18 protein-coding genes are annotated in these 17,539 nt (G+C 64.5%); 7 read left to right on the top strand and 11 right to left on the bottom strand.

Annotation, left to right across the window (positions count from 1 at the left end):
• Nucleotides 1–33 precede the first annotated feature (33 nt).
• The 10 genes from ABQ137_RS14480 to ABQ137_RS14435 all read right to left on the bottom strand — a co-directional run bounded on the left by ABQ137_RS14480 (nt 34) and on the right by ABQ137_RS14435 (nt 9,009).
• Nucleotides 34–792 (bottom strand): HAD family hydrolase, encoded by a 759-nt coding sequence (locus ABQ137_RS14480; RefSeq protein ID WP_046344739.1) that lies wholly within the window; start codon nt 790–792, stop codon nt 34–36.
• A gap of 37 nt (nt 793–829) precedes the next feature.
• Nucleotides 830–1,264 carry an EF-hand domain-containing protein gene (locus ABQ137_RS14475; RefSeq protein ID WP_102251013.1) on the bottom strand — a complete coding sequence of 145 codons (435 nt, stop codon included), beginning with the start codon at nt 1,262–1,264 and terminating at the stop codon, nt 830–832.
• A 255-nt stretch (nt 1,265–1,519) separates the two neighbouring features.
• Complete coding sequence (locus ABQ137_RS14470; RefSeq protein WP_024938867.1) at nt 1,520–1,882, bottom strand: EF-hand domain-containing protein; 363 nt, start codon at nt 1,880–1,882, stop codon at nt 1,520–1,522.
• 224 nt (nt 1,883–2,106) lie between these two features.
• Nucleotides 2,107–2,484 (bottom strand): hypothetical protein, encoded by a 378-nt coding sequence (locus ABQ137_RS14465; RefSeq protein WP_039522427.1) that lies wholly within the window; start codon nt 2,482–2,484, stop codon nt 2,107–2,109.
• Between the two features lie 137 nt (nt 2,485–2,621).
• On the bottom strand, nt 2,622–2,819 hold the full coding sequence (locus ABQ137_RS14460) for a CPXCG motif-containing cysteine-rich protein (RefSeq protein ID WP_016903162.1): 198 nt from the start codon (nt 2,817–2,819) through the stop codon (nt 2,622–2,624).
• Nucleotides 2,820–2,898: 79 nt separating this feature from the next.
• Nucleotides 2,899–3,549, bottom strand: coding sequence for a M15 family metallopeptidase (locus tag ABQ137_RS14455; RefSeq protein ID WP_425519514.1), 651 nt, complete (start codon nt 3,547–3,549; stop codon nt 2,899–2,901).
• A 336-nt stretch (nt 3,550–3,885) separates the two neighbouring features.
• On the bottom strand, nt 3,886–5,841 hold the full coding sequence (locus ABQ137_RS14450; protein WP_349783024.1) for an XVIPCD domain-containing protein: 1,956 nt from the start codon (nt 5,839–5,841) through the stop codon (nt 3,886–3,888).
• Nucleotides 5,842–6,007: 166 nt separating this feature from the next.
• Nucleotides 6,008–6,790, bottom strand: coding sequence for a hypothetical protein (locus ABQ137_RS14445; protein WP_349783022.1), 783 nt, complete (start codon nt 6,788–6,790; stop codon nt 6,008–6,010).
• Nucleotides 6,791–7,190: 400 nt separating this feature from the next.
• On the bottom strand, nt 7,191–8,096 hold the full coding sequence (locus ABQ137_RS14440; RefSeq protein WP_349783020.1) for a hypothetical protein: 906 nt from the start codon (nt 8,094–8,096) through the stop codon (nt 7,191–7,193).
• Nucleotides 8,097–8,205: 109 nt separating this feature from the next.
• A complete protein-coding gene (locus tag ABQ137_RS14435) occupies nt 8,206–9,009 on the bottom strand; it encodes an N-acetylmuramoyl-L-alanine amidase (protein ID WP_228959649.1) in 804 nt (267 codons plus the stop codon).
• A gap of 313 nt (nt 9,010–9,322) precedes the next feature.
• Between ABQ137_RS14435 and ABQ137_RS14430 the strand changes: the two genes are divergently transcribed.
• The 6 genes from ABQ137_RS14430 to ABQ137_RS14405 all read left to right on the top strand — a co-directional run bounded on the left by ABQ137_RS14430 (nt 9,323) and on the right by ABQ137_RS14405 (nt 15,495).
• A complete protein-coding gene (locus ABQ137_RS14430) occupies nt 9,323–10,735 on the top strand; it encodes an SH3 domain-containing protein (protein ID WP_349783017.1) in 1,413 nt (470 codons plus the stop codon).
• Nucleotides 10,732–11,829: a dipeptide epimerase gene (locus tag ABQ137_RS14425; RefSeq protein ID WP_349783015.1), complete on the top strand. Its 1,098-nt coding sequence runs from the start codon at nt 10,732–10,734 to the stop codon at nt 11,827–11,829. Before ABQ137_RS14430 ends, ABQ137_RS14425 begins: the two co-directional genes overlap by 4 nt.
• A gap of 496 nt (nt 11,830–12,325) precedes the next feature.
• Nucleotides 12,326–13,102 carry a L,D-transpeptidase family protein gene (locus tag ABQ137_RS14420; RefSeq protein WP_349783013.1) on the top strand — a complete coding sequence of 259 codons (777 nt, stop codon included), beginning with the start codon at nt 12,326–12,328 and terminating at the stop codon, nt 13,100–13,102.
• The gene (locus tag ABQ137_RS14415; RefSeq protein WP_349783011.1) at nt 13,099–14,406 is read left to right on the top strand and encodes an APC family permease; all 1,308 of its coding nucleotides are present in this window, start codon (nt 13,099–13,101) and stop codon (nt 14,404–14,406) included. Before ABQ137_RS14420 ends, ABQ137_RS14415 begins: the two co-directional genes overlap by 4 nt.
• Nucleotides 14,407–14,493: 87 nt before the next feature.
• Entirely contained in the window at nt 14,494–14,991 is a 498-nt protein-coding gene (locus ABQ137_RS14410; RefSeq protein WP_349783009.1) for a hypothetical protein, read from the top strand.
• 171 nt (nt 14,992–15,162) lie between these two features.
• On the top strand, nt 15,163–15,495 hold the full coding sequence (locus ABQ137_RS14405) for a hypothetical protein (RefSeq protein WP_349783007.1): 333 nt from the start codon (nt 15,163–15,165) through the stop codon (nt 15,493–15,495).
• 55 nt (nt 15,496–15,550) lie between these two features.
• Here ABQ137_RS14405 and yiaA read toward each other — a convergent pair whose 3' ends face one another.
• On the bottom strand, nt 15,551–15,988 hold the full coding sequence (gene yiaA, locus ABQ137_RS14400; protein ID WP_046344757.1) for an inner membrane protein YiaA: 438 nt from the start codon (nt 15,986–15,988) through the stop codon (nt 15,551–15,553).
• A gap of 170 nt (nt 15,989–16,158) precedes the next feature.
• Here yiaA and ABQ137_RS14395 point away from each other — a divergent pair, with 170 nt between their 5' ends.
• Nucleotides 16,159–17,337 (top strand): PQQ-dependent sugar dehydrogenase, encoded by a 1,179-nt coding sequence (locus ABQ137_RS14395; RefSeq protein ID WP_349783005.1) that lies wholly within the window; start codon nt 16,159–16,161, stop codon nt 17,335–17,337.
• Nucleotides 17,338–17,539: the final 202 nt, after the last annotated feature.

Raw genomic sequence — 17,539 nt, 5'->3', positions numbered from 1 at the left:
AGATCCAGGTCGCGGCGCTGGCCGCGACGGAGCTCAGCTTAGCGCGTGCTGCCGGGCCACTGCATCCAGCGCATGCACTGCCGCCGGCCAGCCGGCAGCGTCGGGCACTTCGCGCATGCGTGGCTCGTCGGCGGCCACGCCATGCTCCTGCTCGTGCGCCCAGGTCACCGCGTACGGGGTGTAGATCCCCCAGCCGCCGATGGCCAGCACCGGCTCCACGTCCGAGCGCAAGGAATTGCCGATCATCACAAAGCGCTGCGCCGGCAGGTCGAACTCGCCCAGCACGCGCGCATAGGTCTGGGGATCCTTCTCGGACACCACCTCCACGCGCGGAAACAGATCGGCCAGGCCGGATTGCTCGATCTTCTGCTCCTGATGGAACAGGTCGCCCTTGGTGATCAGCACCACCGCATAGTCGGCGGCAATTGCGCTGACCGCCTCGCGCACGCCGGCAATCACCTCCACCGGGTGCTGCAGCGTGGCGCGGCCGATCTCGACGATGCGCTGGATGTCGCGTGCGGCAATGCGCGCCTGCGTCAGTTCGATCGCCGTCTCGATCATCGACAGCGTCATGCCCTTGGCGCCGTAGCCAAATACCTTGAGATTGCGCCGCTCCACCGCCAGCAGGTGCTGCTGCATGCGGCTGTCGCCCAGATCCAGGTAATCGGCCAGGATCGCTTCGAAATCCGCTTCGGCAGTGCGGTAATAGTCCTCGCTTTTCCAGAGGGTATCGTCGCCGTCGAAGCCGACCAGTTGGATCGCCTGGCCGTCGCGCTGTGCAGAAGAGGTCATCGCGCCAGTTTAGCAGCGCACTGGAGCGCTGCCGCGGTCAATCCCCCGCGGCGTCGCCTGGACCGGGCTGGTAGCTGGCGAATTCGTCGCGCGACAGGCGCCCATCACCATTGCTGTCGAAGCCGGCAAAATTCTCGCGCAGGACGGGGTCGGCGCCGGCTTCGTCCACCGTCAATGAGCCGTCGGCGTCGCTGTCCAGGCTGCGGAAGGTCCGTGGCGCCAACGTGCCGGCTTGCGGCGCCAGTGCGGCCTCCGCACCGCCTTTGGCAGCCGATGGCGCAGCAGCGTCGGCCGGCAGCAAGGGCGTGGTGGCAGGCGGTGGTGGGTCGATCGGCAACGGCGCCATTGCCGGTGTTGCCGGCCCTGTGGTGGAGGTCGCACGTGACGGGTTGGCTGGCGGCAACTCCGGCGGCGCCGCGAGCGCCCACAGTGGACTCGACAGGCCGACCAGCATGGCGATACGCAGCAGCATGAGAGTGGGTCGAAGGGACGAGCGGGCAATCTAGCGCGGTGCACGTAAAGAAAACGGGAGCGACCCTGGCAGATCGCTCCCGCGTGTCCATCCTGTTACGTGGTCATGCTGCTACTTGCCGATCACGGGCATCCACGAAGCGATGCCGCGGATCAAACGACAACAACTGCTCAAATGACTGCAATTGCGAAAGCTGCCTCCTGATGTCGAAAAAACACGTCAGCAAACGAACTCACTACCTTGCGACCTACTACCTCAGTTGCCTTGCGACCCACTACCCGCTGCGCCGCCCTGCTGCTTGGCGACAAACGCCTTGTATTCGTCCGGGGTCAGCTTGCCGTTCTTGTCGGAATCGGCGTCATTGAAGATCTGCGCGAGCCCGGCATTGACCTGGGCCTCCTGTGTGCTGATGGCGCCGTCGCTATCGGTGTCGACGCTCGCCCAGGTCTGCCCGCCGCCGGACTGCGCAGGCTGTGCCGCGCTCGTGGCAGAGCTTCCCGACTGGGCCGACGTCGCGGCGGCATCCTGCTGCGTACTCTGCGCCATCGCCGGCAGCGCCAGGGCGGCGGCAAGAGCGGCGGTGGCGGCGAGCAGCGAGGTGCGGTTGCGATTCTTCATTAGGTGGTCTCCTTGGCTTGGGAATGCGCGGTGTCGCCGCACATGGCCCCACCTTACCCAGCCCGAATGAACGCAAAACCCGCCGCAATTTCCCGCAAAACATCCTCTTAACCACGCGTCGGACATTTGCGCCTAGCCATCTGTTAGACATCGGTGAGCCAAACAGAAGCAGCTTATTCAATCCATCGAAATATGCGAACCGTGCCGCATTTCATAACGCAAATTTATGCATTCGGTGCCTCGTCATCCCAGCTTCCGGAGCTGAACAGTTTCCAACCCAGCACCACACCGGCGATCGCCCCGGCCACTTCCAGGATCACTCGCGATCCCAATTCGTTGGGATCGTGGATCTTGGCCAATGCCAGGCGCGCGTACAGCGGCGACTCCAGCCGCACGATGCTGGTGTAGACGAGATTCCAGATGTCGTAGCCGCCGCCAATGGCGACCGCGAGCAGACAGGCAATACCCAGCGTGTGCCCATGGGTGAAGTGCAGACGCCGGCCGATGTGCTCGACCCCAGCGAAGACCAGTACGCCCAGCACCAACGCGATCAGGCCAGCCTCCAGCGAACCGAGCAGACCGAAGTGCAGAGGCAGATTCATCGTGACGATCCAGGCAGCAGGCGCATCAGTCTAGCGGTTGCGGGTGATGGATCCCGGCCCAAGCAGCAAGCGCGAGCGCTTACGCGAACGCGGACCGGCCGGGCGCTACGAGTGCCCGATGCTGCGGCACGCCGCGCTCACGCATCGTCCTGCCCGCGCGCACTCACCTGCGCCTCGCCTTCCTCATCCCACTGCACGCTGACCGAGATCGGCTTACAGCACACCTGGCAATCTTCGATGTAGTGCTGGTCGCCGCCGGTCAGATCCAGCGTCAGGGTGATCCACTCCCCGCAATACGGGCAGGCGATATCGATAAAACGTTCCGGGTCGGACATGGCAATTCCTTGCAGCAATTTGGGGTGATGCACAACATGGACAGGCCGGTGGCCGAGTCACCGCCTGCGGCGCGGTTGCTCAGTTGACCGGCACATCGAACGCGGTATCCGGCATCGGCTCGGGGCGGAAGGTGAAATGCCACCACTCCATCGGATAGTTGGCAAATCCCTCCGCCGCCATGGCACGCAACAGCTGCTGGCGGTGGGCACGCTGGGCGGGGCTGATGTCGCGCGCATCGGTATGCGCACGCGCATCGAAGAAATCGAAGTCGGTGCCCATCGCCACCGGCTGGCATGGGCCCTGCCGGCAATCGAGCAGGCCCAGGTCCAGCGTTGCGCCACGGCTATGCCCCGAAGTCTCGGCAATGTAGTCGCCCAACAGCGCGCGCTTGTCCACACGGGGGTAGTACTGCGCCTTGGTCGCCTGGTCCTGCAGATCCGCAGCCCAGGCAACGAACGCCTGCACCGCCCGCACCGGCCGGTAGCAGTCGAACACCTGCAGTCGATATCCCTGGGACTTGAGGGACCGCGCCACCCGTGCCAGCGCCTCCGCCGCCGGACGCAGCAAATAGCACGTGGGCGCCTCATACCCCGGCACCACGTGCCCGGTGAAGTTGTTGCTGCCCGCATAACGCATGTCCACCGCGATCTCGGGCGCAAGGCCGTGCACATTGACCAGACCGGCTTGTGCGGCGGTTGTTGCCGGCGAGAGGATGGGAGCCGCTTGCACGTTGAGGCCTGCGCACAGAAGAACCAGCGCAGACACCTGCCACCCGATGCTCTGCAGGGTGCATGCGACGTGGTGCCATACGAGATTTACCGGGGATCGTGCTTGCGTCATGCGCCAAGCATAAGCCACCACAAGCAGGCTGCCTGCACAGAAGCGCTCGAACAGGCAAAGCACGTAGCTCGCTTGACGAACAACGGCTCGGGACCGACAGACCGGATCGCGGCGCTCGCCATCCGCACATCGACGCACTATCCCCGCTCCTGCGCAATCGCCAGTCCGGTCGAATGCCGGACTGGCGATTGCTGTCGCACAGATTCGTAACCTGACGAGAGGTGCCTAGCGTGCAGGACCCGATTGCGTCTGCGCGGTCTGCGTGCGCTGCTGATCCTCCTGGTTCTGCCGCTGCGTCTCGGCTGTGAGCTGTTGCTGACTCTGCTCCAGCGGCACCGATGCGGCCTGCTGCTTGTCCACGTAGGCACGATTCACATCGAGCGGGTTGTTGGGATTGCGCTCTACCGCAATCAACCCCTTACCATTGGTGCTCGGCACCAATTCGTCGATACGCGACATCCCGCTGACCTTGGCCTCGAATGCGATTTGGCCAGCGGCACGCTGCATTTCGTCGCGACTATCGAAGCCGCCGTTCGGCCCATGCTTCTGAAGATGGTCCATTGCCTGCTTGAGCAAAGGATCTACTGGACGTTGCGCTTCGACAGCGGCGGAAGCGGGGAGCTTGGCCTCGCCACTAGTCTTGAGCTGGCCCTGTTGCTTGCCGAGTGCTTCGAGCGTGGCCTTATCGGCAATACCCGTCGGATCCATGCCCTTCTCGCGCTGCAGGTTTGCCACCACTTCCTTGGTCTTGTCGCCGTAATAACCGGTACCGGACAGCAACTTGCCGCTGTTGTCTTTTATCCCGAGTTCGATCAGGGCCTGCTGCATCGCCTTTACATCCGCACCTTGCTCGCCCGGTCGCAACGATGTGCGCGTTGGATGGTCCTGATGCTGCGACTGTGTCTGTTGCCTGTCCTGCAGTAGCTCGCGCGCCTTGGCGAATGGATCGGACGCAAACAACCTGGCGTTCTGGTTGTCGGCCAGATACTTGTCCAAAGGCATCGTATTGACGCCCTTTGTGCCGCTGGACTGGCTGACCTGCAGCTCGCCGCTCTTGGGGTCGCGCACCACCATCAGGATGTGATCGATGCCCTTCCAGTGGTCATGCCCCGAATTCCGGCTGGCATCCACGCCAATGACCATGCCTTCCTTCAGCGCACCGGGCTTGAACACGTCCTGGCCTTGTAGCAACACGCCGGAATTGTCGAATGCCTTCTTGACGATGCCACCGGAGCCAGTCATTCCTTGCACCAGCATGTCCTGGCGGCCGAACACGTCGCGGCCGGCCTTCTGATTGATCTCCCGCATGGTGGCGTTCTGCAACTCAGAGACCCAGCCGGAGCAGTCGATGTAGCCCTGTTCCAGGTGCTTGCCGTCCACGCCGGGATGGTAGAGCCTGTGGCCCTTGATATTGATCGCGTACTTCACATCGTCGTACTTGACGCCCATCTCATACGCGGCGGTGAGCTTGATTGCGTCTCGACCGTCCTGCCCGGCCGCTGCAGCCGGATGCGACTGCACGCGGGCCGGCGCCGCCGGCTGTTGGGACTGGCCCTCGGCAACCGGCTTGATGCCCTTTTCAGGGATGGCGATATGGTCGAACTTGGTGTCCCAGTACTTCAGAAAGGTCTTGGCCATGTCCTGATCGGACATCTTCTTGAACTCGGCCAGCGAGCTGCCGGTGTAAGCCTCGAACTGTTTGGCACCGGCCGCATCCTTTTCGCGCGGCACATTGTTGATGATGTTCGCGCGCGTGTCTCCGCGCGCGAAGCTGCCGTCGGCAACCGCCTTCTGGATCGACCGATAGCCGGCAGCGCCCTGCTGGTGCGCCATGTACATATCCAGCCCATCGGGCTGCGGCTTGCCGGACAGGTACGGACGATTGTCTTTATCGTGCTGGCGGGTCAGTGACCTCGCATTGTCCTGATATAACCGCGCCGCGGCATCGGTATTGGCCACCGCATCCAGTTCACGGCCGCTGATGCCGTAGGCCGCGGCGGTACCAGGAGTGAACTGGAACAAGCCCTTGGCGCTGTTCGGGCCACGGCTGGCCTGCTCGTCGAACCTGCCGCCGGTTTCGACATAGGCGAAACGCATGAAATCGTCGACTGGAATGTGGCGTTCCCTGGCCTCACGCTCGATGATGTCGAGGTTCTCGGCCTTCGTATAGTCGCGTGCCATCTCGTATTACTCCTTGAGGTTGATATACGGCGCTGGGCGCCGACAAGGTCAACCGAGCTCGTCCATGAGCTAATTGGTGTACGGTCAACAAGACTGTTCGGTGTTGCAAGTCGCGGGTTTTTGCTGCTGCCGAGGCGTCGCTCCGTGGAGCGGCGCACCGACCGATTCACTGGACTTCTTTCGGCAGGTACTGCCCGCTCGCCTGGTCGTATACGTAAATCACCGCATCGGATGCATCGAGCATGCGCACCTGGCCAGGGCCGGAAATAACCGTGCCCTGCAACGTCACGTGCATGGCCGGCATCCGCTCGCCGGGCACCGGCTGGAAGCTCAGCGTGCCGCGGCTGGAGACGTGAGGAACGCTGCCCTCTGCGTCGCTGCTGAGCTCGTTGTCCTCGCCGGCTGCAAGCGTTCCCCGGTAGACCCAGCCCTGGTAGCCGCCCAGGTCGTTCTTGTCCGGATCGAAGGTAAATAGCGCAAAGCCGAAGCTGGTGACGCCATTGCCGAAACTGGAGGTCGGCACTGCCAACAGCAAGTGACCGTTGTCCAGGATATGCCGCTGCGCCTTGCGCGCTTCGTCGACCGCGTCGGCGCGCTCGTCGCCGCCGAAGCGGCCGACGTACTGTTGCGCGTGGAATAGCCTCCACGGCCGCTCGCTGTCCGGCGCGGTCAGCAGAAACGTGGCCTGGCTGATCGACACGCCTTCGCCCGGATCCGCAAAGGTCTCGGCTTCGTCATTGCCGTACTTGTTGGGCGTGGCGTAGGCAAAACCGGTGTAGTAGTGCTTGCCGTCCAGATCGAAGTGCTGGCCGTGCCAGAAACTGGCAACAGCACCGTTATCGATCTCGTACGAGAGCGCGCCGTCCCCATCCATGCCGTAAATCAGGTACAGCACGCTGCCCGGGTAGGGCGGTGCCACCGTGACGGCAACTTGAGTGTCGTTGGACATGTGCAGAACATCCTGTATGTATTGAAGAAGCCGGAAACACAACCGCAATCCCGACACGCCATGCCGCGTTATCCGGCAAGCCGCCCTGCTACGCATCACGGACATGGCCCGACCCGCAGAGACGCAGCTGTCGCAGACGCGGCTTCGGACAGAAAACGGTGAGTGCGATCCGACCCCAAGGCAGGGGCGGTGATGGCGATTCGCGCATGGCAAACCGCAAGCCGGCGATCCACTCCGGCATTTCGGGCGAGTGCAGCATCCATTGCCGCTCGCGAATGACTCGCCTGATCATCAGGCCCCGTGGGCGAATCTTATCCAGTTCCCGCGCCCGAAACCAGCCGGCTCTGCCGGCCAGTCCGCGTCGCGTGCCGGCCCACAACAGACCGGCACGCGGGCAGGCTCAGCGATCCAGCGGCGGCGTGTACTGGTGCTTGGCGGCGTCGTAGGTATAGGTGACCACGTCGGCGGGGCCGAGGCTGCGGACCTTGCCGGGGCCTGCAATGGCGGTGCCACTCATGGCCACACGCAGGGTCGGCATCGATCCACTGCCGGGTTCGAAGCTCAGCGTGCCGGTGCTGGACGCGCACTTCATGGTGCCCTCATCGTCGCAGGCCGCGCTGTTGTCTTCGCCGGTGGCCACGGTGCCCAGGTAAACCCAGCCCTTGTAGTCGCCCATGTCGTTGTTGTTCGGATCGAAGGAAAACAACGCAAAACCCAAGCTACTGATGCCGTTGGCGAAGCGCGTGGTCGGCAGCGCCAGCACCAGGTGGCCATCCTTGGTCTCGGTGCGCTGCGGCTTGCGCGTCTGGTCCAGCGTGTCGGCCTTCTCGTTGCCGCCGAAATCGCCAGCCCATTGCTGCGCATGGAACAGCACCCATGCCGGTTTGCCACCGGCATCGTCGAGCACATAGGTCGCCTGGCTGATGCTGACACCGACGGCAGGGTCCGGAGAGTCCTCTTCCTCGGATTTGCCGTACTTGCCGGGGCCCGCGTTGGAGAAGCCGGTGTAGTACTGCTTACCGCCAAGGTCGAAGCGGTAGCCGTACCAGAAGCTGGCCAAGGCGCCGTTGTCGATGGTGTACGACTCCGATCCGTCGCCCTTCATCCCATAGATATCGGCAAGCACATGCCCGGGCGCCGGTACCTCGGCGTCGACCGTTGCAGGACTCGTCGCCGCTGGCGCAGCAGCAGGAGCGCTCTGCGAGGGCGGTGTCTGCACGTCTCCGGGCGTTGCGTCGGGTGTCTTGGTGCAGCCGCCGACCATCAGCATCGTGGCGGCCCACAGGGCAGTCTTTCCTAGCCTCATCACACGACGTCCTTCAAGAGTTTGGGCGAGCGGATGCTACCAAGAATGTGGTCGGGATCCAGTCCACGCAGCGTTCGTCAGGGCGACGGAAAACGAGCAGGCTGGATCGCTACGGCGCATCCGGTTCGATGGGCACCGACGGAAGCTGCAATTGCCGCAGTGCTGGTCGGGTCAACGCATGCAGAATGCGCAAATCCTCGGCATCCAGCGTGCGGGCGTCGCTGCCGCGGTAGTGATGATGAAATGCCTGCAGCGTGGCAGCGGGATCGTCGAGGCTGTAGCCGAGCAGGGCCAGCGCCTGCCAGGGATCGAAGCCTGCCGGCGCGGCGGGGGCATCGGCGGCAGGCCAGCGGCCGAAGCCGGCGTCGGCCAGGCGCTTCCACGGAAACAGCGGGCCGGGATCGTTCTTGCGGGTTGGGGCCACGTCTTCATGCCCGACGATCTGCGTGCGCGGAATGCGCAGGCGGGTGCACAGGTCGTCCAGCAGCACCAGCAGGCTGTCGATCTGGGCGGGCGCGAACGGCTCGCTGCCGTCGTTGTCCAGTTCGATGCCGATCGAGGCGGAATTGATGTCGGTGATGGTGCCCCAGCGCCCGGCGCCGCCATGCCAGGCGCGCTGGTCGTCGCTGACCAGTTGATAGCGCGCGCCATCCTCGCCGATCAGATAGTGCGCACTGACCCGGCCGCCGCTATTGCGCCCGCGCAGCGTGCCCAGGCTCTGCGTCACCGATTGCTGGTCGGTGAAGTGCAGCACGATCAGGATTGGCCGCCGCGTGTCGTAATTGGGCGAGGGCACCCACTGGGCCAGCGGGTTGCGCTGCGGCGCATGCGCGCACGCACCCAGTGATAGCACCACCAGGCACAGCGCGGCGCGTAGCCAGGGCGATGGCGACAGCGTGGGAGCAGATGACATCGGATTCTCCTGGCAAAACGGCAAGGGCTTGCGCTGTACCAGCACCCTGATGGGCCGCGCAGGCGATGCGCCCATTATCTGCCGTGCGGGCGACGGCATGCAGCATGCGGCTGCGGCCGGTGGCAGACAGACTGCACGTGTGCAGAGACCGACAGACCTTACAGCGCCGCTGCTCCATGCAACACGCACCCGTGATAATGCGCATGCGTACACTAAAGGCCGGCGCGGTTGGCGCAGGCCCACCCTGCGCTTGCCGTAGTGATTTCCCGCACAGAGCCTCGCCAGTTGCTGTATCCCATCAAGAGCCCTCTTCATGCCACTGTCGCGCCGCCTGCTGACGTTGTTGCTGCTGATCATCGGACTGTCCTGTGTTGCCGCTGCGGCAACGCCTGCCAGCCCGATACCGCACACGGCACCGTTGGCGGCCAGCGATGCGCAGCTGACCGCCGACTACTGGATCCAGCGCGCTGACAACGCGCAGACGCTGCGTATGACTGCCGCACAGATCGCCGGCTTCAATGCGCGTTTGCTGCGTGACGATGGCTCCATGCACGACCTGTCGCAGCTGGCCGAAGTGCTGCCAGCGGCCGAGGTGCGCGCGCGCATCGAAACACTGTCGGCCATGCCGACGCGTGCGCTGTACGACAGCGAGGGTCGCAGCATCGATGCCTCGCGCCTTGCGACGCTGCGCCACGCCCTGGCACTGGATGCACTGCCTGCGCAGGTCACGCCACGGTTTGCACTGGTGGTGCAGCGCGTGGCACTGCGCACCTTCCCCACCGCGCAACGCGTGTTCAGCACCACCGACGACCATGATATCGACCGCTTCCAGGAATCGGCGCTCTACCCCGGTACACCGGTGGCGGTGCTGCATACCAGCGCCGATGGTGCATGGCACTTTGTGCTGGCAGCCAACTATGCGGCCTGGATCGCTGCCGACCGGATTGCCGTGGGCACGCGTGAGGAAGTGCTGGACTATGCACAACGCAGCCCACGGCTGGTGGTCACCGGCGCACGCGTGCAAAGCGCCTACACCCCGGAGGTACCCGCCATCTCCGCAATGGCGCTGGACATGGGCACCAGCGTCCCGCTGCTTCGCGACTGGCCACCGCAGCAACCGGTCAACGGGCAGTTACCGCAGGCTGCCCATGTCGTGCAGCTGCCGCTGCGCAACAGCGAGGGTCGCTTGCAGCTGGTGCCGGCACTGATCGCACGCGGTGCCGACCTGCGCGTGGGCCCGTTGCCGGCCACGCCTGCAGCGTTGCTGCAGCAGGCATTCAAATTTCTCGGCGAACGCTATGGCTGGGGCAACGATTACGATGCGCGCGACTGCAGCGGTTTCGTGCTGGATGTGTATCGCAGCCTGGGCATCGCATTGCCGCGCAATACCGGCGATCAGGCACGCAGCCCTGCGCTGCTGGGCGTTCCGTTCCAGGCGCAGGCCGCACTACCGCAGCGCCTGCAACAACTTGCCCGGCTGCAGGTCGGCGACCTGATCTACATCCCTGGTCATGTGATGCTGGTGGTCGGACACGAGCGCGGTGCGCCATGGGTGATCCATGACGTGGCCGGCGCCAATTACCGCGACGCAGCCGGCAGCGTGCAGCGCGCGCGCTTGAACGGTGTGTCGGTGACGCCGCTGCTGCCCTTGCTCGCAAGCGACGGCACACCATTCGTCGACCACATCACCCGCATCCAACGCATCGCACCGATTGGCTCTCCATGAAGATCACCGGCTTTCGCCTCGGCATGCTGCGCGTGCCATTGAAGACCCCGTTCAAGACAGCAGTGCGTACCGTGCAGGCGATCGAGGATGTGGTGGTGCTGCTGCAGACCGACAGCGGCCACATCGGCTATGGCGCAGCGCCGGCCACCGCCCCAATCACCGGCGATACGCACGGCTCCATCATCGCTGCGATCCAGCATTGCATCGGGCCGACGTTGATCGGCCAGGACGTGGCCGATCTCAACCGGCTATGCGCGCTGGTGCAACACGCGCTGGAGCGCAACACCAGCGCCAAGGCGGCGGTGGAGATCGCGCTCTACGACCTGTGGGCGCAGGCCCTGGGCGCCCCACTCTACCGGGCGCTCGGCGGTGGCATGCCACGCATCACCACCGACATCACCATCAGCGTCGATAGCATCGACGTGATGGTGGCGCAGGCGCAATCCGCGCTCACGCGCGGCTATCAGTCGCTGAAGATCAAGGTCGGCAAGGACAGCGGCTCGGACCTCGAGCGGATCACCGCGATACATGCCGCTGTCGCTGGCCGCACATCGCTGCGCCTGGATGCCAACCAAGGCTGGACGCCCAAACAGGCGGTGCGCACCATGCGCACACTGGAACACGCCGGCATCGTGATGGAACTTGTGGAGCAGCCGGTCAAGGCCGCGGACATCGACGGGCTGGCGTTTGTCACCGCGCGGATCGACACGCCAGTGATGGCAGACGAAAGCGTGTTCTCGCCGGTCCAGGTGATCGACCTCATCCAGCGCCGTGCCGCCGATATCGTCAACATCAAACTGATGAAGACCGGCGGGCTATCCAACGCAATCCGCATTGCCGATATCGCTGGCCTGTACGGCGTGCCCTGCATGATCGGCTGCATGATCGAATCCAGCATCAGCGTGGCTGCGGCAGTGCATCTGGCGGTGGCCAAGGCCGGCAGCATCACCCTGGCGGATCTGGATGCGCCCGCGCTCGGGCAGTTCGATCCCACCGAGGGCGGCGTGCACTTCGACGATGCGCAGATCCATATCGACGACTCGCCCGGCCTGGGCATCCGCCGCATCCACGGGCTGGAGCTCTTGCCGGCTTAAAACGTCAGTAGGATCTCCAGGCCGCATTGGCCCAGGCATGGCGCCGTCAGCGCTTCTTTGCACACGCAGTCACCCGGACAGCGAACGTCGTGCATTGCTTGCACCATGCCCACCGATCATCTCGACAGGTCCTTGCCCGCTCACCGTCGCGGGGACCTTACGCGGCATGGATGCCGCGTAAGCGCCTACAAGGATGTACTTGCGGCGTGTCCTGCGATGGTAGGCGGGCAAGGGCCCTGCAACCATGCCCCAGATCAGCCGCTCTGCAGCCAGCCAGCCACAGAGGCCAACTCTCCCAGAACAACAAAACACACTCGAAGCCCGGCCAAGCAGTCGCACAAACCAGGCGCGCGCATGCGGCACACGGCCACATTGCTGAGTACAGTAGCGACATGATGGTGTGCCCAACGCGGCACCAAAGCAGCGTACTGTCTCCGTCAACCATGTATCGCCCCCAGACTCGTCCCCCGCTCGACCCATTCCCCCCGGAGCCTGCATGCGCCTTGCCACCTTGTTTCGATCCGCTGTGCTGTTGGCGCTGGCGAGCTGCGGCAGCGTTGCCGTCGCTGCCGGGCCGATCGATGCCCTGAATCAAGCGCGCGCATTGATCGTGGTGACCACGCCGGACTGGGACAGCACCCAGGCGCGCCTGCAGACATTCACCCGTGTGGACGGCCACTGGCAACCGGCCGCACCGGGCTTCGCAGTCGCGCTCGGGCGGCATGGCAGTGCCTGGGGCGATGGCTTGCATCCGGCGCAGGCACAGGGCCCGCAGAAGCGCGAAGGCGACGGCCGCAGCCCGGCCGGTGTATTCGCGATCGGCCCGGCCTTCGGTTACGCCCAGCAGATCGACAGCGCCATGCCGTACCAGGCGATGCGCGCCACCCACTACTGCATGGATGTACCGAATTCGCCGCTGTACAACCGCATCGTCGATGCCGCGCAGGTCGGTGAGGCCGCAGTGGCCGGGTCGACCGAACCGATGCGCCTGGACCTGCAACATCCCGGCGATGCGCGTTACAGCGAGGGCTTCGTGATCGCCCACAATCCTGACGCGGTTCCCGGGCGCGGCAGCTGCATCTTCGCGCACCTGTGGCGCACGCCGGGCCAGTTCACCGCCGGCTGCACCGCGATGGCGCCGGCCGATATGCAAGGCCTGCTGGCCTGGTTGAAGCCAGACGACAAACCGCTGTTCGTGCTGTTGCCACGTGCCGAATATGCACGCCTGCAAGCCCAGTGGCAGTTGCCCGAATTGAAGGAGGCGGCACGATGACCACCCCGGCTCCTGCACCCGATTCCACTGGCCTGGTCCGCGTGGTCAGCCGCTGGCAGATCGTCGGCTTGTCGATCAACGATGTCATCGGCAGCGGCATCTATCTGCTGCCCGCGGCCACCGCGGCACTGCTGGGGCCGATGAGCCTGTGGGCGGTGATGCTGGCTGGTCTGGCGGTGGCGTTGCTGGTGTTGTGCTACGCGCAGGCGGCCAGCTATTTCGACACGCCGGGCGGCAGTTACCTGTACACGCGTGAGGCGTTCGGCCCGTTTGTCGGCTTTCAGATCGGCTGGATGATCTGGCTCACGCGCATCAGTTCGGCAGCGGCATTGAGCAACGGCCTGGCCGATGCGGTGGCGCGGTTCTGGCCGACCGTGGCGACCGATCACTGGGCACGCTTGCTGGTGGTCGTCGGTTCCCTGGGTCTGCTCACCGCCATCAACGTGATCGGCGTGAAATCGGCTGCGCGTACCGGCATCGCGCTGGTGATCGGCAAGCTGGTGCCGTTGCTGCTGTTCGTGGCCATCGGTCTGTTCTACGTGGACTGGTCGTGGGCCTTTGCCGGCACCACGCCGGATCTGCGCGACCTGGGCAATCTGGGCGAAGCGGCCTTGCTGCTGCTGTTTGCCTATGCAGGCTTTGAAAACATTCCTGCGGCCGCTGGCGAATACCGCAACCCACGCCGCGACGTGCCGTTTGCGCTGATCACCATGATCGTCGCCGTCACCTTGATCTACGCCGCGGTCCAGGTCGTCGCACAGGGCACGCTGCCCAATCTTGCCGCCTCGCCCACGCCATTGGCCGATGCCGCAAGCCGTTTCGGCGGCGAGGCGCTGGCGCTGATCCTCACCGTGGGTGCCACCATTTCCATCCTCGGCACCACCAGCAATACGGTCATGCTCGGGCCGCGGTTTCTGTTCGCGTTGGCACAGGATGGCTACGGCCCCGCATTCCTGGCACGTGTGCATCCGCGCTTCCACACCCCGGCTGCGGCAGTGCTGACCCAGGGCGTGCTGTCGCTGGCGCTGGCGGTGTCCGGCTCGTTTACGCAGCTGGCATTGCTGTCGATGGTCACGCGGCTGTTTGCCTACATCGGCACCGCTGCGGCAGTGATCGTGCTGGCGCGTCGCTACCGGCAACGCACCGACACCTTGCGCCTGCCTGGCGGGCCGGCCATTCCCATCGCAGCGCTGCTGCTGTCGCTGGGCCTGCTGGCCAGCGCCAGCTGGCAGAACCTGACGGCTGCCGGGGTGGCATTGCTGGTGGGCTGGCTGATTTACCTGTTTCCGCGCAAGCCCGCATAGCGATTTTCGCAGGGCGCTCGCACAGCGATCACGCACGACTAACCGTGCCCGTCCAACGCTGCAGCCCTACCTGCATGGGAGCTTGCGATGAAACTGCGCCGTGTCTACAGCACGCCCGATATCGAAAGTGCGCAACGCGTCATGCAGGCCGCACGCAGCGCCGGCATCGACAACGATGCGCTGTCCTTGATTGCCCGTTCGGATATCGAGCTGCAAGGCATTCCCGATGAACGCAAGGATGCCAAGACGGATTTTCTCCCTGCTGCAGCGCGTGGCGCCGCCACGGGTGGCGCTGCGGGCTTGGTCGCCGGACTGGTTGCCATCGCCGTGCCTCCGATCGGCCTCACCATCGCCGGTGCCGGCGTCATGGCGCTGGCAGGCGCCCTGGTCGGCACCTGGTCGTCTGCACTGATCGGCGCCACCGTCCCCGATCCGGTCCGCCGCCAATTCGAGGACGAAATCCAGGCAGGGCGCGTCCTGGTCATCATCGACGCCGACGAGCCCTCGCTGCAGCATGCCGAAGCCAGCCTGTGTGCCGCCGGCGCCACGCCGCTGCCATACGAGGCTGCATCGGCAGCGACGTGACGCGCGCCGACCACCGGCTGAATCGTTGGGCGCGGCGCACCGTGTTCCGCAGGGGCGCACCGGAGAGCGTCACCAAGTGCAGCATGCCTTGATGCCCTCCTCACCTGTCCTGGCAACGGATTTAACACCTGCCCGCCTAGGTTAGGGCGCACATTCAACACGGAGACGAGCATGAACGTGCCGTATCAGATTCCGGGCCGCGCACCGGACGAAGACCGCAGCCAGAACGTATCCAATTATTGGCGCGAGCGCTTCACCGAAGAATCGTATTACACCGAAGGCGACCGCTACGAAGATTACGAAGGTGCTTACCTCGCAGGACACGAAGCGCGCATCCGCGAAAATGCACGCGCCTACGATCAGGTGGAAGCAGAATTGCACCGCGAATGGGAAGCCAACCGTGGCACCGATGGCTTGAGCTGGAGCAAGGCCCGTCACGCCGTCAAGCGTGCCTGGGAAAATGCGACAGACCTCGTGACTGGCGACAACAAGTCCAAGCCCTGAAGACAGCAACGCCACCGTGGAGGTGGCGTTGTTGTATCAATCTGTCTGTAGTGCATCAGTCCAGCGGCGGCGGTACTGCGCGTGAGTAATGCGATGCGTTGGCGACATCCATCGCATCGCGGGTGTTTTTCTGCACCGCAACCGCGCCGAACAGGCTCAATGCGTAGGCCATCGCGTAGAAGCCTTTCTCGCTCAGCAATAGGGTCGCGTTGATCAGGCCGATTGCCAGTAGCAGCAGCGCGATGACCAGCGAGAACCAACAGATCGCGTAGTACAGGCCCGTCACCGGAATTCCATCTGCGCGGTCACGCACACTCTTCTGCAACGACACCGATGCGAACAGGCCAAACAACAGCAGCGTGAAGTAATAGCCTTTTTCGTTGAGCATCATCTGCGCATTCCATAGCCCGACCAGGTAGGCAATGCCACCCAGCAGCAATGCAGCCCAGGATGCGGCGATAAAAGCAGGTGACGTTTTTTGCGTGGCAGCCATGGAAACTCCTTTTCATGGTGAAGCAGTAATGTGGGACGCACACGTCTCACAAAGAAAGTGATCTACGACAAGGCGGCCTTGAAGGCGTCGTGTAAGGTACTTTAAAACCCGACGCAGGACACGTTGCGGGAGGGCTGCAACGTCACTGCGCCCATTCCCTGGAGGACCTCATGTCTGTCCGACGTCTGCTTGCCCTGGCCTGCTCGGCCAGCTTGTTCACCGCCGCCGCCGCATGTGCTGCGCCTGCCGTCGCGCCCGCGGCCGCCATTCCCAAGGCCCAGTGGCCGTTCCAGGCCACCACCGTTGCCGATTTCGACGAACCCTGGGCAATGACCTTCCTGCCCGACGGCAGCCTGTTGGTCAGCGAAAAACGTGGCGCATTGATGCGGCTGGACCTGAAGACCAACCGCAAGAGCGCCATTACCGGCATTCCGGCGGTGGCGTACGGCGGCCAGGGCGGTTTTGGCGATGTCCTGGCGCATCCGCGCTTTGCCAAGAACGGCCTGGTCTATGTCAGCTACGCCGAACCGGGACAGGGCGATACCCGCGGCGCAGCAGTGGCACGCGCCAAGCTCACGCTGGATGCCAGCGGCGGCGGCACGTTGTCGGACCTGAAGGTGATCTGGCGCCAGGATCCCAAGGTCACCGGCAACGGCCACTTCGGCCACCGGCTCGCCTTCGGCCCGGACGGCAAGCTGTGGATCAGCTCCAGCGAACGCCAGAAGTTCACCCCCGCCCAGGACATGCAAGCCAATCTCGGCAAGCTGATCCGTCTCAACGATGACGGCAGCGTGCCGGCCGACAACCCGTTCGCTGCGCAGGGCGGCGTTGCCGCGCAGGTGTGGTCGCTGGGTCACCGCAATATTCTCGGCCTGGCCTTCGATGGCAAGGGGCGCCTGTGGGAACACGAGATGGGTCCGCTTGGCGGCGATGAGTTGAACCTGATCCAGCGCGGCGCCAACTACGGTTACCCGATCGTCTCAAACGGCGACAACTACGACGGCACCCCGATCCCGGATCACAACACCCGCCCGGAATTTGCCGCGCCCAAGATCAGCTGGACACCGGTGATCTCGCCAGCCGGCTTTGTGATCTACAGCGGCAAGCAGTTCCCGGCGTGGCTCGGCAACGGCTTTATCGGCGGCTTGTCGTCGATGTCGCTGGTGCAGGTCTCGCTCGGCGATCAGCCGCGCGAGGTGGCCCGCTACGACATGGGCGCGCGCATTCGCGAAGTGGAACAGGGTCCGGACGGCGCGCTGTGGTTGCTGGAAGACGAAGCCAGCGGCAGCACCGGGCGCCTGCTCAAGCTGACGCCCAAGAGCAAGGCAGCAGTCGAGAACGAGGCATAACTCCGCAAGATCGCGCCCAGGGGAGTCGTGCCACCGCCACGCGTCGAATGCGTGCTGGCGGTGGCCACGATTTTCGCGGCAAAGCCGCGTTCGATCCGGTGCGGTGCATGGCGCGATACATACTGATGCGAGCAGAGCCGTGGTCACATCGACCAGGCATGCGCTTACATCTTCCCTGACCCAATGACGGCGCGCCCTTGGG

Origin of the sequence: Xanthomonas sp. WHRI 8393 (genome assembly GCF_040203315.1) — a bacterium.
In the GTDB taxonomy this organism is placed as follows: Bacteria; Pseudomonadota; Gammaproteobacteria; order Xanthomonadales; family Xanthomonadaceae; genus Xanthomonas; species Xanthomonas arboricola.
The sequence above is the reverse complement of the archived record's forward strand: the minus strand, read 5'-3'. Positions and strand labels throughout refer to the sequence as shown.